The organism is Flavobacteriaceae bacterium (assembly GCA_003443635.1).
Taxonomy (GTDB): Bacteria; Bacteroidota; Bacteroidia; order Flavobacteriales; family Flavobacteriaceae; genus AU392.
The window spans coordinates 1,842,395-1,867,733 of sequence record CP031964.1 but is presented as its reverse complement, the minus strand read 5'-3'; the positions used below and the strand labels follow the sequence as shown (position 1 = coordinate 1,867,733).

The following is a 25,339-nucleotide window of genomic DNA, read 5'->3' as shown; positions in this document are numbered from 1 at the left end:
AATTTATTAAATGTAAATTTAACGGAGCAAAAATAAGTAGTTTTTTTATCAACTCAGGCATTAATTCCTTCTAAATCGAATATGAAAGCAAATTCTTCTGCGTCTTCTTTTAGTGGCTCAAAACGTCCTGAAGCACCGCCGTGACCAGTATCCATGTTAGTATGTAATAGTAAAAGATTAGAATCTGTTTTCAAATCTCTCAATTTAGCTACCCACTTTGCTGGCTCCCAATATTGTACTTGCGAATCGTGAAGCCCAGTAGTAACTAATAAATTTGGATAAGGTTTAGATTCAATATTATCATAGGGCGAATAACTTTTGATATAATCATAGTATTCTTTTTCATTAGGGTTACCCCACTCATCATATTCTCCAGTCGTTAATGGAATACTGTCATCTAACATTGTACTAATTACATCTACAAAAGGGACTTGTGCAACTATACCATTGTATAATTCTGGATTTAAATTTGCTATTGCTCCCATAAGTAAACCACCAGCACTTCCTCCCATTGCATATAAATGTTGTGCAGATGTATAACCTTCATTAATCAAAAATTTAGAGCAATCTATAAAATCTGTAAACGTATTACGTTTATTTAATAGTTTACCGTTTTCATACCAAGGCCGTCCCAAGTATTCTCCTCCACGAATATGAGCAATTACATAAATAAAACCACGATCTAACATGCTCAACCTCATCGTTGAAAAATATGGATCTATGGTAGAACCATATGATCCGTAAGCATATTGTAATAATGGAGTGTTTGAAGATTTTTGTGTGTTTTTATGGTATACTAAAGACATTGGTATTCTTGTACCATCTCCAGCAATTGCCCATAAACGTTCTGACACATAATTATCTTTATTAAATTTACCACCAAGAACTTGTTGTTCTTTTTTAATGGTTTTTTCTTTAGTAACCATATCAAAATCAATTACTGAAGATGGTGTTGTTAATGAATTATAACTATAGCGTAATATTGTAGTATTAAAATCAACATTTGTAGTTGTATATGCTGTATAGGTTTCATTATCAAATGGTAAAAAATACTCTTCTAAAGTATCCCAACGTCTAATACGAATTTTGTTAAGTCCATTGCTACGTTCACTAATTACCAGAAAATCCTTAAATATATCAACATCTTCTATAAGCACATTGTCTCTATGTGCAATTACTTCTTTCCAGTTACTTTTTGAGGTTTCAACCTCATCAGTTTTCATTAATTTAAAATTAGTTGCTTTATCAGCATTCGTAACAATAAAAAATGAATCTTCATAATGACTAATACTATATTCTAAACCTCTAATTCTAGGTTGAAAAATTCTAAATGCATTGTTAGGTGTATCAGCATCTAAAATTTGAGATTCAGTCGTTAAAGTACTATAACTAGTAATAACAAGGTATTTTTTAGATTTTGTTTTATAAACAGTTACTCCAAAAGTTTCATCTTCCTCTGTATAAATAAGAGTATCATTAGCAGAGTCTTCTCCTATTCTATGTTTAAATACTTTTTCAGAACGAAGTGTTTGTTCATTCTTTAGGGTATAAAAAATTGTTTTATTATCATTAGCCCAAGTTGCAGAACCTGTAGTGTTTTTTATAGTATCACTATAAACTTCTCCCGTAACCAAATTTTTAACGTGAAGTGTATATTGTCGTCTACTAACCGTGTCTATACCATAAGTTACTAAGTTATTATCTGGACTAATACTAATTCCTCCTAATTTAAAATACGCAAAGCCTTCGGCCATTTTGTTACAATCAAACAATAACTCTTCTTCTGCCTCTAATGTTTCTTTTTTACGTATATAAATTGGATAATTTTTTCCTTTTTCAAATTTCATTATATACCAATACCCATTGTATTTGTATGGTACTGTTTCATCATCTTCTTTAATACGAGATTTCATTTCTTCAAACAAATTATTCTGAAAATCTTTCGTATGAGATGTCATTTCCTCAAAATACGCATTCTCCTTATTCAAATAATCAATTACCTCAGGGTTCTCTCTATCGTTAAGCCAAAAATAGTTGTCTATTCTTGTATCGCTGTGTATTGAAAGTTCTTTAGGGATTTTTCTTGCTATTGGAGGAATAGGATGTTTGCTCATTAATCTTTAAATGTAAGGATAGCAAAAATAGCATTAAAAATAGACTTATAAAGATTAATTTTTATATCCGAAAAACACAGTATTATAAATTAATCTTTATAAATATATTTTTCCATTAAAAAACGTTTTATCAAACACGCAATTTTATATTTTTGTTGAGAAATTTTAATTAAAATATAAGTTTTACCAATGTTTGGAGATTTAAAAGGAATGATGGGTAAATTACAAGAAACCCAAGCCAAAGTCGAAGCCACTAAAAAACGATTAGATACTGTTTTTGTTGATGAACAAAGTAGTGATGGACAGTTAAGAATTACTTTAACAGCTAACAGAGTCATAAAAAACATAGATATTAGTGATGATCTTCTTCAAGATAAAGAACAACTCGAAGACTATTTAGTTATTACACTTAATAAAGCTATTGAAAAAGCTAGTAATGTAAATGAAACCGAATTAGCTGCAGTTGCTAAAGATGGTATGCCTAATATTCCAGGTATGGATTTATTTAAATAACACTTAGATTTAGTTTATTTAACACATGATCGACTTTCTTTAATTAAAAGAAATTTCTATTATCTGTTACGAGGTTTGTGTTACTAAAGTGCCCTTTATCAAAATCTATTCTATTTGCTTTTATAGCTATAGGAAAATAATTATTATTACTAGACACCATTTTCATCATATTTTTATTCTCCATTGAGAAGTCAATCTTTCCACCTGCCATAGTATCAAGCTTAGTCATTAAATTAGAATTCAAATTAAAATCTGTTTCAATTTCAACTACGAGGTTTTTTGCACATAATACACCCGTTATAATTAATATATTATCTCTATTAGCATTATTTAATAGAGGTCTATTTGGGTGTTTAAAATCTGCGTTAGACAAGTAACTTTGCACTTCTCCTATAGGAACTTCTTTTGTTATAGAGTTATCATAACTTATAGTTATCATCTTTCCAGATGAAACTTCTGTCGAAAGCTCAAACATTCCTATACCTAGAGATTTTAAAATCTCTTCAACTAAAGTAATTCCAATATTAAAACCATATTTATTCTTTGTTGTTGAATCTACATTAAGTGCTGTGTTTTCAATTTCATTAAATTTCACATCACTTGTAAAAGCATGATCAATATGTGAATAATATAATTGAACATCATTAAAACTCTTCTTTAACCAAAGTTGTAAGAGATTGTGGTTTCTAATAGGGCCATCAATTAAATCATAGCCTTGCTTTCTGAGCGATTTTGTAAGGTTCATTTTTGGAGCGTTTTTTAATGAAATACTAATTTAGTTATTATTTTATGAGTAATCACAATTAGCTTTCACAAAACTTTTATTAATTCATAATTTATCTATACGTTCTTGTATTTGTTCCAATACTACTCTGTCAGAAAATTGCCAGCAATGGCCTTGCATAGCAGAAAATTCAATTATAGCGTCTGATTTTGGGTTTTGAGTTCCTTTTAAAAATTCATCAAACGCTCTGGTTGCCGGGTTTAAATAAAAATCATCCATATCACCCATCCATACATAAATTTTTCCTTGAAGTTTTGGGCCTAAAGTTGTCCAGTTATTTTTAGCGTGAAGTTTAAAATCATATTTCTTCCAATGTTCTGCAACTTCAGCATCAATAACGCCTGTTTTAGGATCAAATAAAGGTTTAGGCAATCCATCATCTCCTTTTGGGCTGTATAATGCTGTATGTGCACTAAATTGTCCGCCAGAATTAAGGTAAGTGTTCGAGTTTCCTAATACATTTTCGTATTGGATAAACTCTCTTAATGCTAAAACAGGTTCGCCCATTGTATTTCGCATAACTGGTCTCTCATAATTAAATTCATTAGTAAATGCATTTTTATCTGCATAGATATTTACCAATTGATAATTTTCAAACTCAATAGAATCTGGACTATACGAAAACACACCATTAAAAGTATCTGGGTAGTACAATTGTAACCCTAAAGATACCCATCCGCCTGTTGAACAACCATCTACAAAGCGAGTTTTCATATCATCTGTACCTCTATAAGTATTTTCAATATATGGAATTAATTCTTTCACCAAAGATTCTCCATAAGGGCCACTATTATCTGAATCCATTTGATAAGAATCACCAAAAGGGCCTTCTCCATCTAAAAATACAGTAATAATTTGTGGCGATTCTGGTGAATCCCACCATTTCATAAATTCAGAATTATTAAGTAATCTATTAATTCGTGTATACCTCCCACCATAACCTGCTACATTATAACGAATAGCATAAGCTTTATTAGTATTGTAATTATGTGGTAATAATATTGATGCTTTTAAATGCATTGCTTTACCCCAAAACTCTGAAAGCAATTCACTTTTTAAGTTTATTACTTTAGCTAAATTATGCTCAGTAATTGTTCTTTTCGGAATTACTTTGTCTAACAACACAGTAAAATTTATAGCTTCTTCATTAATTATTATTTTTTGTTTTTCACTGTAAATGTTTCCTGGGGCATCTGTTCTAGATTCACTAGTATCCTGATCCCATAAAGCTTGTGCATAATATTCTCCTTTAGGAAGAGTACTTAATGTAAACTCTGTAGTACTTTCCCAATCTTCAGTATGAGATATTATTAAATCTGTATTAGAATTGAAATTATTTATATTCTTTGCAAAAATATAAGTCTTGTTTCTTGGATTAGGCCATATTTGCGTTCGTGGTTCTACATTTGGATTTTGAGATAAAAATAAAAATAAACGCCCTTCAGTATTAAATGTTTTTTTTACAGATTCGTCTACAGAGATATTTGCAGACAAATTAGAATTTTGTATTTCGGTACAACTCGTAAAGTATAATCCTGATATAATGAGTACTATTAAAAATAATTTAGTTTTCATAGGTATAGTTTTAATAAAGGCAAGGTAAGCAATTTGATTGACAGTGTTTTAAATGGAATTAATACTTGGATTTTACTGCTTTTTAAATTTAGAGATTATAATTGAATTATAAAATACGTAGGGACTACGTATATATTTAAAGGTTTGTAGTTCCAAAATAATTATAAAAAAAGAAGCAATAGCCATAAAAGGTATTGCTTCTTTTTTAATTGAAATCATTGTTTTATTTAATGATTTATCAGTAAAAAAATGATTAATTTAATGCTATTCCTATTCTATAGCTTTAAATTGAGTACTTAAATACACTTGTTTCCAAACACCGTTTTTGTAATTACCAATCTTAAAATTATAAGTTGAATCATCAACATATTCCCACATATCGGTAACAAATGAATCACCATAACTATACTGATAAACAATATTTCTCCCTTCAGCAAAAACAATACCTTCTGTTAAGCCTCCGAAAACATCAAACTCCCAGAACTTTATATTGTTTGATGTTTTGTCATATCGTCTAACTCCGTGATTTCTTAACCCTAATTCGGTTTGTTCTTTATTTATAAACCCTTTAGCATTGGTGATAATAATTCTATGATCTAAAGCATATTTAAATGTTATTTCTTGTTTGAATTTACTACCATCACCCCAGTTTCCATCTGCTTTCCATGTTTTCCCAATAAAATTATCAAACATTGAAAGTTTAGAATCTTGTCCAATAACAAACATAGGAATCATAAGCACTAATAAAACTACATTTTTAATTTTCATAGATCTATAAATTTTAATTACACATATTCATTTAGAATTGAAATCCTTTTAGTTTCTCTAATAAAAACTGATGCATTGTATCTGTATAATCCAGATGGGTTACCATACGTAATTTTCCACCTCCCATTCCAATAATATGAATATTATTTGTTTTGAGTTCAGACATGAATTTTACTTCATCTACAGTATCATTCAACTCAAAAATAATAATATTGGTTTCTACAGGTTCAACTTTTTTAATAAATGATAGTGTTCCTAGAACACTTTCTAATTCTTTCGCTTTATTATGGTCTTCTTGTAAACGCTCAAATTGATGATCTAAAGCATAAATTCCTGCTGCTGCGAGATATCCTACTTGCCGCATACCACCTCCCAATATTTTACGGATACGAATAGCATTATCCATAAACTCAGCGTCTCCAGTTAAAACAGAGCCAATTGGGCACCCTAAACCTTTACTTAAACATACCGAAATAGTATCAAATGCTTCACCATATTGTTTAGGTGTTTCTTCTGTTGCTATTAATGCATTCCATAGTCGTGCACCATCTAAATGAAATCCTAAGCCATTGTCTTTACTTAGCTTTTGCAATTTTTTAATCTCATTAAAATCCCAGCAAGCTCCTCCTCCTTTATTAGTTGTGTTCTCTATTTCTATTAGACTTGTGAGAGGGCTATGATAAAAATCAGGAGGGTTAATTGCAGCAGCAGCTTGCTCTACTGTATACATCCCACGATCGCCATCTATCAATCTACAAGACACCCCACTATTAAAGGAAGCTCCTCCACCTTCGTAGTTATATATATGGGCATATTTATCGCAAATTACCTGTTCTCCTGGTCGCGTATGTAAATTAATTGCTGCTTGATTTGCCATTGTTCCTGTAGGGAAAAACAAAGCTTTAGGTTTTCCGAACATCTCTGCAACTTTTTCTTCCAAAGCATTAACCGTTGGGTCTTCTTTATATACATCATCACCAACACTAGCGCTCATCATTGCATCTAACATTCCTTGAGTTGGTTTTGTAACCGTATCGCTTCTTAAATCTATAATCATAATCTAATTTTTAATTTTCAGCATAATAACACACATCAGTTCCTATTGGAGAACCATCAGGAAGTCTTGGTGATGCTTTTATTGTGAATTTTTCTGGTTTTGTTCTAAATTCTTTTATTAAAGTTAAATACTGTAAATCGTAAGCTGAATTTTTATCGAAGCCTTTCGCTAGATCATTAATTGTTTTATTAGCTATTGCATTTACCTGAAAATAAGCATTAGAGTTCACAGCTAAATTCATTACATATTTTAACACATTTACATTTATGTTTTGCTGCACTTCACTTAAATAAGCATCGTTATGTTTAGCACGAAATGAGTTATTAATTAATGCATCCAATATATCTGCTAAACCTAATTGAGATTTATCTAAACTCTTTTGTTGCACCAAACGATTTGCGCGTTCTGTATGTAATAATAAACGTAAAGACATATCGCTTGCTGTAGAAGCTGCACTTAAAGCATCAAAAGCAACACCAGTCTTACCTACAAAAGATTCTCTTGTACGTCCATAACCAAAAGCTCTTGGAGGGAATAAATTTAATTTATCTTTTGGAATAGCTAAGGTTTTAGCATTTAAAGCAGTCATAATTGCATTTAAAGTTTCTCGCTGTATTTTTACATCTACAGCTTCAGTAGTTAATTGTCCATCATCTTTTACAGCATAGTTATAATCTAAACCACCAACCACTTTTGCTGCTGCCTCAACTTGATAACGATGAAAGAAATACAAAGGCACAAATACGTCTTCTAATATTGAGTATGGTTCAAAAGATCGAATATTATCTACAGAAAAATTATCGATTGCTTTAGCTCTTACTTTTAATACATTTTCTAATTCTTCTGATGCACTATTTCCATTATCCCACAGGTGAGCTAAAGCGTGCGCTCCTCCTTGCGGTCTTGCATCACTATCAGTAATAAAACGTAGTCCATCTTTTTTGGCTTTGTTTAATATTTTATTTAATTCTTCTTTTTCATTTGCACTTTTATCAAACTCAGAATAACTATAAGCTACAGTTACCTTATCCCAATCGCCAATACCTGTATCGTAAGCATTACTTAAATCTACCTTTCCATTTTTTAGTGTTATCGTTGGATGTGGATAATCCATTACCGAAGCACGATTATTAGTACTTGCAGCAAAATTATGAGCAAAACCAATAGTATGCCCCACCTCATGTGCGCTTAATTGGCGAATTCTTGCCACAGCCATATCTAACATTGGTTTGTAATTATCATCATCTTTAGCAAATGGTTTGTTTAACAGTGCTTGTGCAATTAAAAAATCTTGACGAATTCTCAAACTCCCTAAGCTTACATGTCCTTTAATAATCTCACCTGTTCGTGGATCTGAAACACTAGAACCATAACTCCATCCTCTAGTCGAGCGGTGTACCCATTGTATCACATTAAATCTGCAATCCATAGGGTCGGCATCTGGTGGGAGCATCTTTACTTGAAAAGCATCTTTGTACCCTATAGCTTCATAAGCTTCATTCCACCAACGTGCACCTTCAAGTAATGCAGAACGTACAGGTTCTGGTGTACCAGGGTCTAAATAATAAATAATAGGTTCTACAGCTTCGCTAATTTTTGCATTAGGGTTTTTCTTTTCTAAACGGTGACGTGTAATGTATCTTTTTCTGATTTGTTCTTGTACAGGAGTTGCATAATCTAAATAAGACATAGATATCGCACCACTACGCACATCAAATTCTCTTGGTTTATAATTATTATCTGGTAACTCTATAAACGAATGATGCTGTACAACACTTACTAAAGATGCAGTAGGTGTTACTGTTCGTAAATTACGCCCTGTTGGTTCTCCTTTAAAAGTTAACAACGCTTCAAACTCTACATTTTTAGGAAATGCTTTTGTTCGTTCTAAAGCTAAAGCACTTTTAGTTAGATCTAATTTATATGTTCCTTCTCTATTTGATTTTAATCGTCCAATCACATTATGTGTATCTTGCATTAAAAATGGTGTAAAATCAATAATATGAGTTCCATCTTTGGTTTCTACAATCTTAAATCCAAAAAGTACCGATTTTGCAAATGCTTGCTCTATACTTTTGCGCTCGAGAACATTATCTGTTATCGCACGATAATCTTGATTTGGCTGAATTAACAATAATTTATTTCCTGCCTTTATAAATTTAACTAAACGTTCTCCTCCTAATTGTCCGCGATCTAATCCGATATCGTTAGAACCAATACCGCTAGATAATGAACTTATATAAAGAAATTCTTCATTTAAATTCTTAACTTCTAAATAGATTTTATCTTGAGCTTCTTCATAAAAGAAGTTAAAATAACCGTTATAATTTTTTAATGTTTTTCCTTTTAATCCTTGAGAAAAGCTACTAGTAATAAATAATAATAAAACGAAATGTAGAATTGTTTTTTTCATCATAAAAATTTAGCCCATAAAGCTACATAATTTGAACTAAATAATCATCTTTTTAATTTCCATAAAAGTTTATAAATTCTATTTTTGCAGAAAGTAATTTAACTTATGATAACATCAGATCAAATTAAAGATCTTCAGGAGCGCCTTGGTGCGTTAAGGAGGTATCTTTGACTTAGATGTCAAACTTATAGAGATCCAAAATGAAGAGGAAAAAACCTTTGATCCTAATTTTTGGAATGATTCTAAAGCTGCAGAAGCAATAATTAAAACATTACGAGTTAATAAAAAATGGGTTGGTGATTACAACTCACTAGAAACTCTTGTTGACGAATTAGATATTCTTTATGATTTTTTTAAAGAAGGAGAATCTACAGAAGAAGAAGTCACTACTCAATATATTAAAGCTACGGAGTTATTAGAGCATATGGAATTTAAAAATATGCTTTCTAGTGAAACCGATAGTATGAGTGCTGTATTACAAATTACAGCAGGTGCAGGTGGTACAGAAAGTTGTGATTGGACACAAATGCTAATGCGTATGTACTTAATGTATGCTGAACATAGCGGATTTAAAGTACGTGAACTTAATTATCAAGACGGTGATGTTGCGGGTATAAAAACTGTGACTTTACAAATTGAAGGCGATTATTCTTTTGGATGGTTAAAAGGTGAGAACGGTGTACATCGTTTAGTACGTATTTCTCCTTTTGATAGTAATGCCAAACGCCATACTAGTTTTGCTTCGGTATATGTGTATCCATTAATTGATGATACCATTGAGATTGATATTAATCCAGCAGATATCGAAATTGTAACTGCTAGATCTAGTGGAGCTGGTGGGCAAAATGTAAATAAAGTAGAAACTAAAGTCCAGCTTACACATAAACCTACAGGAATTCAAATTTCATGTTCAGAAACACGATCGCAACACGATAATCGTGCACGTGCATTACAAATGCTAAAGTCTCAACTGTATGAGATCGAAGTAAAAAAGCAACAAGCCGAACGTGATGACATTGAATCTGGGAAAATGAAAATTGAATGGGGAAGTCAAATACGAAATTATGTAATGCACCCTTATAAACTTGTTAAAGATGTACGCACAGGTCATGAAACAGGAAATGTAGACGCAGTTATGAATGGACAATTAGAGCCATTTTTAAAATCGTATTTAATGGCTATGGGGCAAAAAAATGAAGACTAGTTCATAAACAAAATAAAAGAGAGCTCTTATTTGAAGAGATAACAAATATTATGATTAAAATATATCACAATAACAGATGTAGTAAATCTCGATGTGGATTAGACATCCTTGAAAATTCTGGGAAAAAATTTGAAGTCGTTAAATATCTTGAAGACACTCCTAATGTTGAAGAATTGAAACATATCATTTCTTTATTAGGCATTACACCTTTAGAGCTTATTCGTAAAGGTGAAGCTATTTGGAAAGAGAATTTTAAAGGCAAAACATTAACTGATGAGGAATTGATTTCTATAATGGTTAATAATCCAAAACTTATTGAGCGTCCTATTATTATTAATGGAGATAAAGCTGTTATAGGTCGGCCACCTGAAATCGTTTTAAGCATACTTTAACACACTTGCTTTTGTAGGGTTTTTCTTTTAACACAACTTTAACCAATGCCGGTTAAACCTTGCTATACTTTTGCGGTCTAACAAGCAAAATTATAGAATGAACAAACTACTCCTAACTCTTCTACTTACTACATTAAGTAGTATAATTACTAATGCTCAACAACCTACAACAAATGTTGCTTTAAAAGATGTTACTATTAATGGTAAGGTCTTAGACAAAGAAACCAACGAACCTTTAGAATATGCTACTATTGCTTTTTTTAGTAAAAAAGAAAATAAAATAATTACTGGTGGTATTACTGATATAAAAGGAGAGTTTAAAATTTCTGTTCCCACAGGAACTTATGATATCTCTATTGAATATATTTCATACAAAACAGAAAAAATGCTCAATAAAACTCTTAGCAAGGACGAAGATCTCGGCACTATAATATTAGATATTGATGCACAATCTTTAGCTGCTGTAGAAGTGATAGCAGAGCGTACGACTGTAGAAATTAAGCTTGATAAGAAAATATATAATGTAGGTAAAGATCTTACCGTACGTGGAGGTACAGTAAGTGATGTTTTGGATAATGTGCCTTCTGTTTCTGTTGATGTTGAAGGTAATGTAGCATTAAGAGGGAATGATAATGTTCGAATTTTAATAAATGGGAAACCTTCTGGTTTAGTTGGGTTAAACTCCACTGATGCCTTACGTCAACTTCCTGCAGAAGCTATTGAACGTGTAGAGGTTATTACTTCTCCTTCTTCTAGGTACGATGCAGAAGGCACCGCAGGTATTCTTAATATTATTTTACGTCGCAGTAAATTGCAAGGATTAAACGGGGCCATTACCGTAAATGGTGGATATCCAGAAACGGCAGGAGCTTCAGGAAATATCAACTACAGAACCGGAGATTTTAATTTCTTTAATACTTCGGGATATAGTTATCGAGAAAGCCCTGGGGAATCTTCAAATAGTTCTCGATTTTTTAATAGTGGTATTGATGACAATGGAATTCCGTTTGATAATCCAGATACTTTTTTAAATGAGGAGCGAGAAACCGAGCGTATTCGAAAAGGTTTTAATACTAATTTTGGTACAGAGTGGTATTTAAATGATAATACTTCTTTAACAGGAAACATTGTTTATAGAAATAGTGATAACGAAAGCGAAACACGTAATAACACTACTACTATTGATGGTGCAGGAATCGCAACCGAAACTTTTCGTTTAGATCCTGAAGTTAGTGATAGTAAAACGATTCAATATGGTTTGAATTTTGATAAGCAGTTTGGAGAAGACAGTAGTCACAAGCTTACTGCAGATTTTCAATATGAAAATAGTGATGATGATGAATTTTCAACGATTACTCAAAATGGAATCATTGATCGTACTGTAAGCACAATCGATGAGCAAGATCGATTTTTATTACAAGCAGATTATGTAAAACCAATTGGAGAAAGTAGTCAGTTCGAAGTTGGTTATCGCGGTAGCTTTAGAGAGCAAGACACCGATTTTGCAGTAGACACTATAGCAAATGGCGCTTTTAGTAGAGATAATAACTTAAGTAATAATTTAGTTTATACAGAGAACATCAATGCGGTTTATGTACAATATGGTAGTAAAGTAAAAGATAAGTTTTCTTATTTACTAGGGTTACGTTTTGAAGATACACAAGTTACTGTAGATCAACGCACCACAAACGATGTTAACGAAATAGATTACTCTAGCCTATTCCCTACCGTTAATTTAGGGTATGAATTTACAGAGAAACAAAGCCTTACTTTAGGATATAGTCGTCGTGTACGAAGACCAAGATCACGATTTATTAACCCATTCCCCTCTCAAAGTAGTTTAACAAATTTATTTCAAGGGAATCCAAATTTAGATCCTAGTTTTTCTAATGCTTTTGATTTAGGATATTTAAATAGATTCGGAAAGCTAACATTAAATTCATCTATTTTTTACCAACGTTCTACAGATGTATTTACTTTTATTACAGAAGATACTGGAACAACTGTGCTTATTGGTGGTGAAGAGATTCCTGTAATTAGACGAACTCCTGTAAATTTAGGATCTAGTAGTCGTTACGGGTTTGAGTTTACAGTAACGTATAGACCTACTCGTAAATGGAATATTAACGGAAATGTCAATATATTCGAAAATCAAACACGTGGTGATTTTAACGGCACTAATTTTGATGCCGATAACTTTAGCTGGTTTGTTCGTTTAAACAATAAATATACATTACCAGGAGGCATCGATTGGCAAACACGTTTATTTTATCGTGGGCCTAGTGAAACTGCACAAACCAGAAATGAAGGTTTATTCTCTGCTAATTTAGCATTTAGTAAAGATGTATTTAACGAAAGAGGATCGATCGCACTTAATATTAGTGATGTCTTTAATAGTAGGAAACGTAGATCTGAAACAACAACTCCTACATTTTTTAATGAAGGTGAATTTCAATTCAGACAACGCAGCATAAACTTATCATTTACCTACAGGTTCAATCAACAAAAAAATCAACGCCGTCGTAATCAAGGAAATAATAATGGTGGTGAAGAGGATTTTGAATTTGAAGGTTAATTTTAACGTCATTGCGAACGTGAAGCAATCAATCTGTTTATCTCTCTAGTTCCAGTTTAAAAGATTACTTCGTTTCTGAAACGAGTTCAACAAGCCTTGCAATGATGAAATAACTAACAAAAAAAGGGGAAGCAAATGCTTCCCCTTTTTTTACTTTTTTTATATAGTATTTTAAAATTATGCTTCTCTTTTAGCTTTACGGTCAGCCATAATTTCTTTAACGCGCTCAATTGCAGCTCCTCCAATCCAATAAGGAATTACAAAAGTGATAAGAAATATCATTAACCAAAATCCGATGGTTAATATCGTTAAAAATGCTAAAAATCCTAAATACTGATCGAAATCAAACATAATTGTGTGTGTCTTTTAATAAATCTGTGGCAAAGATACTATAAAGCTTAAATGTATACAATACTAAAATTAAGATTTATGAACAGGTTATTAAATAAAAAGTTGTTTAATTATTAATCTTTCATTTTAGATATTTTATCCTTATCTATTTTTCTTGCTTTCTTTAATAAAAAAAATATCAAAAGTAAAATTCCACCAACAGGAATCAAAAAAAGTAAAATCAATTGGATTGGGCCAATAGCTAAAAACATCTTTTATATTTAAAATTAAAATAGGTCATTTTTTTAATTCAAATTCGGTTGAGGCGTCATACGTAAATACGGTTTTACTTCTGTATGCCCTTTAGGGAATAACTCAGGGATTTGCTCATTAGCAACCGCTGGCACAATTACACAATCGTCACCATTATTCCAATTTGCAGGGGTTGCAACTTTATGATACGCCGTTAACTGTAACGAGTCTACCACGCGTAATAATTCATCAAAATTACGTCCTGTTGACGCTGGATATGTAATCGTTAGTTTTATTTTTTTATCGTTTCCGATTACAAACACAGAACGTACGGTTAGCTTACTATCTGCATTAGGGTGAATCATATCATAAAGCTCAGACACGTTTCGATCTTCATCAGCTATAATTGGGAAGTTTACTGTAGTTCCTTGAGTTTCGTTAATGTCTTTAACCCATCCGTGATGAGAATCAATACCATCTACACTCAATGCTGCCACTTTTACATTACGCTTATCAAATTCTGCTTTATATTTAGCGACTGTTCCTAATTCTGTAGTACATACTGGTGTATAATCTGCTGGGTGTGAAAATAAAATTCCCCATCCATCTCCTAACCAATCATGAAAGTTAATTTCTCCTTCTGTAGTTTGTGCTGTAAAGTTTGGAGCTTCATCTCCTAGTCTAATTGCTGCCATTGTTTTTATGTTTTATGTATAAAATATGTTGTCAAATAATTCGATAGCTAATTTAAGTATTTTAATGTTAAAAAAAATACAATTATGTTAAAGTATCAGGTAAACAGAGACTAAGTTAATCCACAATAAAATTGTAAATTTGTAATCCTAAAATTAATAAAACTTTTATGAGTTATAGAATAGAAAAAGATACTATGGGTGAGGTAAAAGTACCTGCCGATAAACTTTGGGGAGCTCAGACTGAACGTTCTCGAAATAATTTTAAAATTGGAACTCCAGCATCAATGCCTCTAGAGGTAGTATATGGTTTTGCTTACCTTAAAAAAGCTGCAGCTTTTACCAATTGTGAATTAGGGGTATTGCCTATTGAAAAACGTGATTTAATTGCTCAAGTGTGTGAAGAAATTTTAGAAGGAAAGCACGATGACCAATTTCCGCTAGTAATTTGGCAAACAGGTTCTGGTACACAAAGTAATATGAATGTGAATGAAGTAATCGCCAATAGAGCACATCAAATTGCTGGAAATGTTATTGGAGAAGGTGAGAAAACTATTCAACCTAATGATGATGTTAATAAATCTCAGTCGTCTAACGATACGTTCCCTACTGGAATGCATATTGCAGCATATAAAAAAGTAGTAGAAACTACAATTCCTGGGGTAATACAACTACGAGATGCCTTTAAAGCAAAATCTGAAACTTTTAAAGATGTTGTTAAAATTGGGCGTACACATTTAATGGATGCTACTCCCTTAACCCTCGGTCAAGAATTTTCAGGATATGTATCACAATTAGATCACGGATTAAAAGCTTTAGAAAATACGCTACCTCATTTAAGTGAACTAGCTTTAGGAGGAACAGCTGTAGGAACAGGGCTAAATACACCAAAAGGTTATGCCAAACGTGTAGCTGAGTTTATTGCAGAGTTTACAGGGTTACCTTTTATTTCTGCGTATAATAAGTTTGAAGCACTTGCAGCACATGATGCTATTGTTGAAACTCATGGCGCTTTAAAACAATTAGCAGTATCTTTAAATAAGATTGCAAATGATATTCGAATGATGGCTTCTGGACCAAGAAGTGGTATTGGTGAAATTATTATTCCAGCAAACGAACCAGGAAGTTCTATTATGCCTGGGAAAGTAAATCCAACACAGTGTGAAGCTTTAACAATGGTTTGTGCACAAGTAATGGGTAATGATGTTGCAATAACCGTTGGAGGAACACAAGGACATTACGAGTTAAATGTATTTAAACCAATGATGGCCTCAAATTTATTACAATCTGCACAACTTATTGGAGATGCTTGCGTGAGTTTTGATGTAAATTGTGCATCAGGCATTGAGCCTAATCACTCAGTAATTAAAGAATTACTTAATAACTCTTTAATGCTAGTCACAGCTTTAAATACCAAAATTGGATATTATAAAGCTGCTGAAATTGCAAACACAGCACATAAAAACGGAACTACTCTAAAAGAAGAAGCTATTAACTTAGGTTATGTTTCTGAAGAAGATTATGATGCATGGGTAAAACCAGAAGATATGGTGGGAGGATTACAATAATTCAATCATAATTATATGAAATTAAAAAAGGCTATCGAAATCGATAGCCTTTTTTATGAAGTTAAGTTCGGAGGTATTATTTTAATTCAAATTCTGAAGATGTTACTAATCTATCTTCATCATATACGTTAACTACATAACGTCCTTTTTCGAATTTACTTTTTCCATCTGGCTCTACAAACTCGCAAATATCTAAATTGTTTCCTTCATAGTTAAACTTACTTATTAAGCTATAATTTACTATTTGCCCTTCAAATTCTATTTGCTCATTTAGTCCTAAAACATTATCATTTGGATCTAATACTTGTACAAAAAACTCTTTATCTCCAGATCCTACTAAGGTGTTTTTAGCGATCGTATAGCAAACTCTAACTTTATCGGCTCTACGCGCACGTTCTGTTGGGATTAATTTACCCGAAGTTCTTACAATAACTCCAAAACCTTTTAAACTTGCTGCTGATAAAATTGAAGCATCATCAACAATAGTCGCTAATTCTGAGTTTTGAGCTAATAACGAATCATTAAATATAGAGCGTTCATTAAGCTCTGTTTGTGTACTATCTAAAGAAGTAGCTAATAATGAATTCTCAAGCTTAAGAGCATCGTTTTCTGCTAATAATGCATCCATTTCTTTTTCTAATGCTAGGAATTTACGTCTGTAGTTTCTTAAGTTTCTTACAGTCCCTTCTGATGCTTCTAAAGATGCAGCTAAACTTTCTATACGCTCTTTAGCTTCAATTAATTTTTCGTTTGCAACTTGACTTTCTCCTATGGCTACATCTAATTGTTCTGCTTTTTCATTTAAAGAGTTTAACACTAATTGTTTCTCTTCTGTTAATTGTTTTTCAGTTTCTAAACCACTGCTGTATAAAGTGTAACTATATACTCCTGTACCTATAAGCAATGCTATTGCTATTCCTAAAATTACTTTTAAACTTCTATTGCTATTTGCTGCTTTATCTTCCATAATAGTATCGGGTTTTTTTATTAAACGTTATTTCTAAATTTAAATTATTAATGCATTTTTAATTTTCATTGAAAGTAACTTTTACTCTCATTTGAAATATATACGCCTAGTTTTAACATTTGGATGTTTTTAAAAATTATAATTTTTCAAATAATTAATAATTAAGCATTTAAAATAAAAAAGCAAGCATTTCATGATCTTATTTAAAAATTTTTAAGGGTTTTTTAATATTAATAAGTCATTAACAAAATATATAATAATTAATAGCTACTTTTAACTCATCATCAATCAACCAACTAATGAAATTCATAATTTTCATTTTTTTATTTAGCACCTCTATAATTAATTCTCAAAACTCTTTCAATGAGAAACAATATTATAAATGGTTTGACTCTATAGTAGGTGTAGGGAATATTGATCTTTACAACGGTGTTGAATACAAAGAAAAATATACCACAATAGAAGGTAACAATCAATATTTTTTATCTAATTATACGCCTTCTCAATATCCAATAGGAAACGTTGTATATGACGATCAACCTTATTATGATATTAACTTGAAATACGATATTCATAATAATTTGGTAGTTGTTAGATTGCTAAATCAATCTGGGCAATTTGCATTTCAGTTAATCCCAGAAAAAATTAAACAATTTACTATTGATAATCATTTATTCGTGAATATGTCTTATCCAGGCAATAAAATAACATCAGCGAAAATTGAAGGGTTCTATGAAGTAATTTATCAAAATAATAATATAGCATTACTCAGTAAGCATACTAAAACGAAAGCTCAAGATTTGAATGGTAGTTTTGCTTATACTAAATTTACATATCAAAATAAGCTTTTCCTTCACTATAACGCTAATTACTTCTTAGTAAAATCTAAAAGAGATTTTATACAAGTATTTCCAAATCATAAAAAAAGTATTAATTCCTTTTATAAAGAACATAGGCATTTAATGAAATTTAATTTTGACGAATTTATATCACAATTTATGATGCATTTAAATACTTTAATCAATAAAACAGCATAAAGAGATGAAGTATTTTTTACTTTTATTATTTTGTATAAGTTCTCATTTACTTCTTTCTCAAAATATAGAAAACGAAAAAAGGATTTCTATCGAATATGAAAATTCTACACGAGTTGATATTATTAAAAAAATCGAGAACTTATCAGGTTATCGCTTTTATTTTATTGAAAATTGGTTTGACAAAACTCTTATTTCTGGTAAGTATGACAATGTATTTTTAAATGATATTCTTGATGACCTCTTTAATAAAACAATTATAAACTATTATATAACTCCAGACAATAAAATCATCTTAACACAAAGCGCATTAATTTATGATACCTTACCTAATGCATTTTTTAAAAATAAAAGTAGTAATGAAATTGTTGAAAGTGATATTCCAGAAACTACTACATATGTAGAAGAAAATAATAGCACTCAAAATGAAGTTATTCAAACCTTTAGAATAGGTAAAGAAAAAAGAGGTACTAGAAACAGAAGTTATACACTATCTGGTTATATCCGTGATGTAAATACAAATGCTGCTCTCTCTGGAGTAGCAGTATTAGCAAAAAACAGGACGATTAGTGCAATTACAGATAGTAATGGTTTTTATTCTATAGAATTACCTTCTGGTTCAAATATAATTGAAGCCACAGCATTAGGAGTAGCTGACATAAAAATAAGAGTTATTTTATATAACGATGGCACCTTAGATTTGAGTTTAAAAGACGATACCGAATTATTAGATGAAATCGTTATCGAGGCAGATGTAGATAGAAATATTAAAGAAGCTATTGGCGGTGTTACTCAAATAAAAATTGAGGAAATCAAAAATATTCCACTAATACTAGGTGAAAGAGATATATTAAAAGTAGCTACTACCTTACCTGGAATAAAAACTGCAGGTGAAGGTTCGTCAGGGTATAATGTAAGAGGTGGTAAAGAAGACCAAAATCTCATTTTATTAGATAATGGTGTTATCTATAATCCTGCTCACTTTTTTGGTATTTTTTCTGCGATAAATCCATTTTCTACAGGTAGTGCTAATATATATAAAGGTAATATTCCTTCAGAGTATGGTGGCCGACTATCATCGGTTTTTGATATTACTACAAAAAGTGCAAACAAAGAAAAGATCTCAGCCGAAGCTTCAATTGGCCCTGTTACAAGTAATATTACAGCAGAAATACCTATAATAAAGGAAAAATCTTCTTTATTAATTGGAGGTAGAGGAACATATTCTGAATGGATTTTAAGATCCTTGGACGAGCCTTCATTACAAAATAGTCAAGCTTCATTTTATGATTTTATTGCTAAATATAGCCATGATATTAACAAAAAAAATACTGTTGAAGCTACTGGATATTTTAGCAATGATGATTTTAGTATTACGTCAGATACCATTTTTGGATACACAAATAGATTAGCGACTCTAAAATGGGATCATACCTTTAACGATAAAAACTCAGGGAGTCTTATTGTAGCCAATAGTCAATATAAATTCAATATTGAATTTGAAGGAAATTCAAATCAGAATTTTGATTTAGGGTATACCGTCGAAGAAACAGAATTAAAATTAAAGTTCAAATATTTATATAGTGATGCTCATAAGTTTGATTATGGCATCTCTAGCAAATTATATAACGTTAATCCCGGAAATATTGATCCAAAAGGAACAGAATCTATAGTTGAATCTTTAGAAATCCCTAAAGAAAGAGCTTTAGAGTCTGCTTTATTTATCTCGGATAATTTTGAAGTGAATGAAAAACTTCTATTAAATTTAGGGATTAGATATTCTTTTTATGCTTCATTAGGTGCTTCAGACAATTTTGCTCAAAGAGTCTATACTGACGGCTTGCCAAGAAACCAAGGGACTTTAATTAGAACAGATAATTTTCAAGAAAATGAAGTTATTGAAACTTATGGAGGTCCAGAATTTAGAGCTTCAGCTAGGTATTTATTAGGTAATGATTATTCTATAAAAGCTAGTTTTAATAATACATATCAATACATTCATACGCTATCTAATAATACTACTGTATCGCCTACAGATACATGGAAACTATCTGACCTAAATATTAAACCTCAACAAGCAGCACAATTCTCTTTAGGGTTATATAAAAACTTAGACGGTAATACATATGAGTTTAGTCTTGAAGGGTTTTATAAAAGATCTAAAAACATACTCGATAATAAAGTTGGTGCACAATTATTACTAAATGAAGCTATAGAAACTGAAGTTTTACAAGGAAAAGGTAAAGCTTATGGTGTTGAGTTCTTAATACGAAAAAATAAAGGGCGTCTCAATGGATGGTTAGGCTATAGCTATTCACGTTCTTTGATACAATTAGATAGTGAATTTGCTGAAGAACGTGTTAATAATGGAGATTTTTTTCCTTCTAATTTTGATAAACCCCATGATGTTAGTTTAGTAACTAATTATAAATTAACAAAACGATTTAGTCTTTCTGGCACTTTTGTATATCAAACTGGTAGACCTGTAACTTTTCCTGTTGGTAGTTTTAATTTTAATGGTGCAGAAAGAGTCATATTTAGTAATCGTAATGAGTTTAGGATTCCTGATTTCTATAGGTTTGATATTGGGTTAAATATTGAAGGAAATCATAAAATAAAAAAACTTGCACATAGTTTCTGGAATATTTCTATATATAATGTTTTAGGAAGAAACAATCCATATTCAGTATTTTTTGTAACCGATAATGGAGAAATAAGAGCTTTGCAAAGTTCAATATTTTCTATTCCAGTACCAACAATAACTTATAATTTAAAATTTTAGTAATCATTTTTATTTTATGAAAAAAATAAAATTTTTCTCTCTTCTTATAATCTTTACAACTCTTGTTATAAATAGTTGTGTTGAACCAATTGAAATTGAAAGCATTACTTTTGAAGATGCGTTAGTTGTAGAAGCTACCATTACCAATGAATTTAAGCATCAAGAGATAAATTTATCCAGAACATTTATGCTTGAAGAGGATGGGCCTTTACCCGAATCAAATGCAGATGTTCGTGTTATTGATGGATCACAAAATGTATTTCTTTTTCAAGAAACTGAACCTGGAAAATATGTATCTACCACGCAATTTAATGCCGTACCAAATAACGAGTACCAACTGATGATCGTAACTAATAATGGAAGAGAATACCAGTCTCAAACAGTTACACTTACTGCTAACACTTCCGAAATAGAAGAAGTTAAAGCTATTCAAGATTCAAACGAAACTGAAGGTTTAGATGGAGTGTCCATACAGGTTACTAGTTTTGATCCTACAGGAAATTCTAGATTATACCGTTATGAATATGAGGAAACTTATCAGATCATTGCACCAAATTGGAGCGCTAGAGATGCTATAATTATTTCTGAAACCCCACCTGAAGTAGATGTTGCTCCTCGAAGTCAAGAAGAAAGAGTTTGTTATAATACCATAAAATCCAATACCATTATCCAAACAGAAACCACTGATCTTTCTGAAGATCGTGTATCAAATAGGCTCATTAGATTTATACCTTCAGATGATTTTATTATACGAAGTCGTTATAGTATACTAGTTAAACAATTTGTGCAATCTTTAGAATCATTTACTTTTTATCGAGTTCTTAATGAGCTTTCTAGTTCAGAAAGTTTATTTTCTCAAATTCAACCAGGTTTTTTAGCTGGAAATATGATTTCGGTTACTGATCCCAGCGAAAATGTAGTAGGTTTTTTTGATGTGTCCTCAGTTTCAGAGGAGCGGATATTTTTTAATTATAGAGATGTATTTCCAGATCCATTTCAACCATTACCAGATTATATTACAAGTTGTGAAGTAGATGCGCCTTTATTAGATGGAGGATTAATTAATACGATTAGAACCCGAAGGTTGACATTTGTGGATACTAACGACGTCCCAGGAGATATTATCGCTCCAGGTGGGCCATTTGTTATGGTTACGGCTGCATGCGGAGATTGTACAATGTTAGGCAGTAATATAGAACCTGATTTTTGGATAGATTAATTAAAGTTATAATGATGAAAAAATATATATTGATTTTAACAATCGTTATTTTTAATAACTTCCTTTTTAGCCATGGGCAGCAAGATAGTTATGAAGCTAATAGAATTCCTCAGGAAAAAATATATGTTCATTACAATACATCTCTTTTATTTAATGGAGAAAATATTTATTACAAAGTTTATTGTTTAAACGCAGATACAAATAAAACTAGTAACATTAGTAAAATTGCTTATATCGAATTAATATCCTCTGATAAAAAGTCTGTTTTTAAACATAAGGTTAATTTAAAATCTGGAGTTGGGCAAGGGGATTTTTTTATTCCTGTTTCTGTTCTTTCTGGAAATTATAAACTCATTGCATATACACAATGGATGAGAAATGCAGGCGAAAATAATTTATTTCAAGCAGATATTAGTATTATAAATACTTTTCAAAGCAATCAAGACATTATTCTTAATAGCAATGACACCCTTATACCTTCATTTTCTGCAAGCATTACAAATAATAACTCTAAAGATCGTATAAAAACCGCTAATCAACATTTATCATTAAGGCTTAATAAGAAATCATTTAAACAAAGAGAAAAGGTTTCCTTAACTCTAATCAATTTTGACAATAGTACGCTTTTTGGAAATTATTCTATATCTGTAAAAAAAATATATCCTTTAAAAACTGTAGAGAAAATAACAAGCGAATCTTATACGGATTTAAATAGAAATAGCAATATTGATCAAATCTCAACAAAAAACACACCTTCGTTTTTACCCGAACTTAGAGGAAATCTAATTTCAGGTAATGTTATATATAAAGCTACCCAAACTAGAGCTCATAATATTAAAATTGGATTATCCATTCCTGGAGAACAATATTTATTTAAGGTCGCTAATACTAATGATAAAGGTGTTTTTTATTTTAACATAGATGAAAATTATAATAATAACACCTATGCAAATTTTCAAATTATTGGTGATGAAAAAGAAAAATTCCAAATTATTATAAACGAACAAAAACCTATCGATTATAATCATTTGACATTTAATAGTTTCAAAATTAATTTTGACTTAAAAGATATTATTCTACAACGTAGTATTTATAATCAAATAGAAAATGCATATGCTACCTATAAACAAGATAGTATCATAGAGACATCATTAAAGATTCCTTTTTATAGTGAACTAGCAGAAGAATATCTTTTAGATGATTACACTAGGTTTCCAACTATCAGAGAAACTGTAGTTGAAATTATTAAAGATGTATCCATTAACAAGAATGGTGATACTTACGATTTTAATCTTAAGGGTTATAATTATAATAGATCTAATTTACCAACTTTAATACTTGTAGATGGCTTATTGGTTGAAGACCATGGTAGTTTAATAGATTTTGATGCACGTACCATAAAAAAAATAAGTGTTGTTAGAGACAAATATATTTATAGTTCAAAATTATTTCAAGGAGTAATTTCAATGGAAACTATCAATAATGATTATTACAAAAATAAAAATCGCTCTTCTGAAGATTACATAAAAAATATCAAGTTATTAAAACCTGTAGCTTACAAAAAATATTTTAATCAAGTTTATGCTGATAATGATGCTCAAAATCGTATTCCTGATTACAGAAGTCAATTATTTTGGGAGCCAAATTTAAACTTAAATAAAGAAGATACTCAATTGACTTTTTTTACTTCAGATAATACAGGTCATTACGAAATTTGTATAGAAGGTTTTACTAAAAATGGAGTTCCTATAACAATAAGAGATATTATTACAGTTGAGTAAGCATTAATTTATGAAAAAAATAAAAACGTTTTCTCTTTTTATAATCTTTATAGCTCTTATAATAAATAGTTGTGTTGAACCAATTGAAATTGAAAGTGTTACTTTTGAAGATGCGTTAGTTGTAGAAGCTACCATTACCAATGAATTTAAGCATCAAGAAATAAGCTTAACAAGAACGTTTATGCTTGAAGAAGATGGGCCTTTACCCGAATCAAATGCAGATGTTCATGTTATTGATGGGTTACAAAATATATTTCTTTTTCAAGAAACTGAACCTGGAAAATATGTTTCTACCACACAATTTAACGCTGTACCAAATAACGAGTACCAACTGATGATCGTAACTAGTAATGGAAGAGAATACCAGTCTCAAACAGTTACACTTACTGCTAACACTTCCGAAATAGAAGAAGTTATAGCCATTCAAGATTCAAATGAGAACGAAGGAGTAGATGGATTATCCATACAGGTTTCTAGTTTTGATCCTACAGGAAACTCTAGGTTATACCGTTATGAATATGAAGAGACTTATCAAATTATTGCCCCTAATTGGGTTTCTAGAGATTTAATAATTGTTTCTGAAAACCCTCCTGATGTTGATTTGATTTTTAGAACCCGAGAAGAAAGGGTTTGCTATAACACCATAAAATCCAATACCATTATCCAAACAGAAACTACTGATCTTTCTGAAGACCGTGTATTAAATAAGTTTGTCAGGTTTATACCTTCAGATGATTTTATTATACGAAGTCGTTACAGTATACTCGTTAAACAATTTGTGCAATCTTTAGAATCATTTACATTTTATAGAGTTCTTAATGAGCTCTCTAGTTCAGAAAGTTTATTTTCTCAAATTCAGCCAGGTTTCTTAGCTGGAAATATGATTTCGGTAACTGATCCTAACGAAAATGTAGTAGGCTTTTTTGATGTGTCCTCAGTTTCAGAGGAGCGAATCTTTTTTAACTATAGAGATATATTTCCAGATCCATTTCAACCATTACCAGATTACATTACAAATTGTGAAGTAGAAGCTCCTTTATTAGAATCAGGGTTAATTAATACAATCAGAACTCGAAGATTAACATTTGCAGATATTAATGAAGAGGAACCGCTTATTGAGCCTGGAGGTCCATTTATTATGGTTACGGCAGCATGCGGAGATTGTACAATATTAGGGAGTAATATAGAGCCTGATTTTTGGATTGATTAATTAATGTTTATCATAAAGTATTTTATTTAAATCTAATGATGACAATTATATTAAATCATATTTCAGTTCAAATAAAAAAATGGAGCTCCTATATCATCAAAATTGAGTA

The 25,339-nt window shown here is 30.9% G+C and carries 18 protein-coding genes; 10 read left to right on the top strand and 8 right to left on the bottom strand.

Annotation, left to right across the window (positions count from 1 at the left end):
• Nucleotides 1-53: 53 nt before the first annotated feature.
• Complete coding sequence (locus tag D1817_08500) at nt 54-2,114, bottom strand: S9 family peptidase (protein AXT19922.1); 2,061 nt, start codon at nt 2,112-2,114, stop codon at nt 54-56.
• Between the two features lie 189 nt (nt 2,115-2,303).
• On the opposite strand from D1817_08500, the gene D1817_08495 reads away from it, so the two are divergent.
• Nucleotides 2,304-2,627 (top strand): YbaB/EbfC family nucleoid-associated protein, encoded by a 324-nt coding sequence (locus D1817_08495; GenBank protein ID AXT19921.1) that lies wholly within the window; start codon nt 2,304-2,306, stop codon nt 2,625-2,627.
• Nucleotides 2,628-2,670: 43 nt separating this feature from the next.
• Here D1817_08495 and D1817_08490 read toward each other — a convergent pair whose 3' ends face one another.
• The 5 genes from D1817_08490 to D1817_08470 form a co-directional block, all read right to left on the bottom strand.
• Complete coding sequence (locus D1817_08490; protein AXT19920.1) at nt 2,671-3,372, bottom strand: hypothetical protein; 702 nt, start codon at nt 3,370-3,372, stop codon at nt 2,671-2,673.
• Nucleotides 3,373-3,456: 84 nt separating this feature from the next.
• Nucleotides 3,457-4,986: a hypothetical protein gene (locus D1817_08485; protein AXT19919.1), complete on the bottom strand. Its 1,530-nt coding sequence runs from the start codon at nt 4,984-4,986 to the stop codon at nt 3,457-3,459.
• Nucleotides 4,987-5,256: 270 nt separating this feature from the next.
• On the bottom strand, nt 5,257-5,754 hold the full coding sequence (locus D1817_08480; protein ID AXT19918.1) for a hypothetical protein: 498 nt from the start codon (nt 5,752-5,754) through the stop codon (nt 5,257-5,259).
• Between the two features lie 31 nt (nt 5,755-5,785).
• A complete protein-coding gene (locus tag D1817_08475) occupies nt 5,786-6,811 on the bottom strand; it encodes a threonine aldolase (GenBank protein AXT19917.1) in 1,026 nt (341 codons plus the stop codon).
• A 10-nt stretch (nt 6,812-6,821) separates the two neighbouring features.
• Entirely contained in the window at nt 6,822-9,224 is a 2,403-nt protein-coding gene (locus tag D1817_08470) for a DUF5117 domain-containing protein (protein ID AXT19916.1), read from the bottom strand.
• Between the two features lie 105 nt (nt 9,225-9,329).
• On the opposite strand from D1817_08470, the gene prfB reads away from it, so the two are divergent.
• The 3 genes from prfB (at nt 9,330) to D1817_08455 (ending at nt 13,395) form a co-directional block, all read left to right on the top strand.
• A protein-coding gene (gene prfB, locus D1817_08465; protein ID AXT19915.1) for a peptide chain release factor 2 occupies nt 9,330-10,428 on the top strand; the annotation gives its coding sequence in 2 pieces (ribosomal slippage) (nt 9,330-9,392 and nt 9,394-10,428; 1,098 coding nt in all).
• 50 nt (nt 10,429-10,478) lie between these two features.
• A complete protein-coding gene (gene arsC / locus D1817_08460) occupies nt 10,479-10,820 on the top strand; it encodes an arsenate reductase (glutaredoxin) (protein ID AXT19914.1) in 342 nt (113 codons plus the stop codon).
• Nucleotides 10,821-10,917: 97 nt separating this feature from the next.
• The gene (locus tag D1817_08455; protein ID AXT19913.1) at nt 10,918-13,395 is read left to right on the top strand and encodes a TonB-dependent receptor; all 2,478 of its coding nucleotides are present in this window, start codon (nt 10,918-10,920) and stop codon (nt 13,393-13,395) included.
• A gap of 635 nt (nt 13,396-14,030) precedes the next feature.
• Here D1817_08455 and D1817_08450 read toward each other — a convergent pair.
• The gene (locus D1817_08450; protein AXT19912.1) at nt 14,031-14,672 is read right to left on the bottom strand and encodes a peroxiredoxin; all 642 of its coding nucleotides are present in this window, start codon (nt 14,670-14,672) and stop codon (nt 14,031-14,033) included.
• Nucleotides 14,673-14,839: 167 nt separating this feature from the next.
• Between D1817_08450 and fumC the strand changes: the two genes are divergently transcribed.
• Nucleotides 14,840-16,237, top strand: coding sequence for a class II fumarate hydratase (gene fumC / locus D1817_08445; GenBank protein ID AXT19911.1), 1,398 nt, complete (start codon nt 14,840-14,842; stop codon nt 16,235-16,237).
• Nucleotides 16,238-16,313: 76 nt separating this feature from the next.
• Here fumC and D1817_08440 read toward each other — a convergent pair whose 3' ends face one another.
• The gene (locus tag D1817_08440; protein ID AXT19910.1) at nt 16,314-17,204 is read right to left on the bottom strand and encodes a chromosome partitioning protein ParA; all 891 of its coding nucleotides are present in this window, start codon (nt 17,202-17,204) and stop codon (nt 16,314-16,316) included.
• 299 nt (nt 17,205-17,503) lie between these two features.
• Here D1817_08440 and D1817_08435 point away from each other — a divergent pair, with 299 nt between their 5' ends.
• The 5 genes from D1817_08435 to D1817_08415 are packed head-to-tail and all read left to right on the top strand — an operon-like array spanning nt 17,504 to nt 25,230.
• The gene (locus D1817_08435) at nt 17,504-18,241 is read left to right on the top strand and encodes a hypothetical protein (protein ID AXT19909.1); all 738 of its coding nucleotides are present in this window, start codon (nt 17,504-17,506) and stop codon (nt 18,239-18,241) included.
• A gap of 4 nt (nt 18,242-18,245) precedes the next feature.
• A complete protein-coding gene (locus D1817_08430; protein AXT19908.1) occupies nt 18,246-21,020 on the top strand; it encodes a TonB-dependent receptor in 2,775 nt (924 codons plus the stop codon).
• A 16-nt stretch (nt 21,021-21,036) separates the two neighbouring features.
• A complete protein-coding gene (locus D1817_08425) occupies nt 21,037-22,239 on the top strand; it encodes a DUF4249 domain-containing protein (GenBank protein AXT19907.1) in 1,203 nt (400 codons plus the stop codon).
• Entirely contained in the window at nt 22,227-24,020 is a 1,794-nt protein-coding gene (locus D1817_08420; GenBank protein ID AXT19906.1) for a hypothetical protein, read from the top strand. Before D1817_08425 ends, D1817_08420 begins: the two co-directional genes overlap by 13 nt.
• Before the next feature lie 10 nt (nt 24,021-24,030).
• A complete protein-coding gene (locus D1817_08415) occupies nt 24,031-25,230 on the top strand; it encodes a DUF4249 domain-containing protein (protein AXT19905.1) in 1,200 nt (399 codons plus the stop codon).
• Nucleotides 25,231-25,339: the final 109 nt, after the last annotated feature.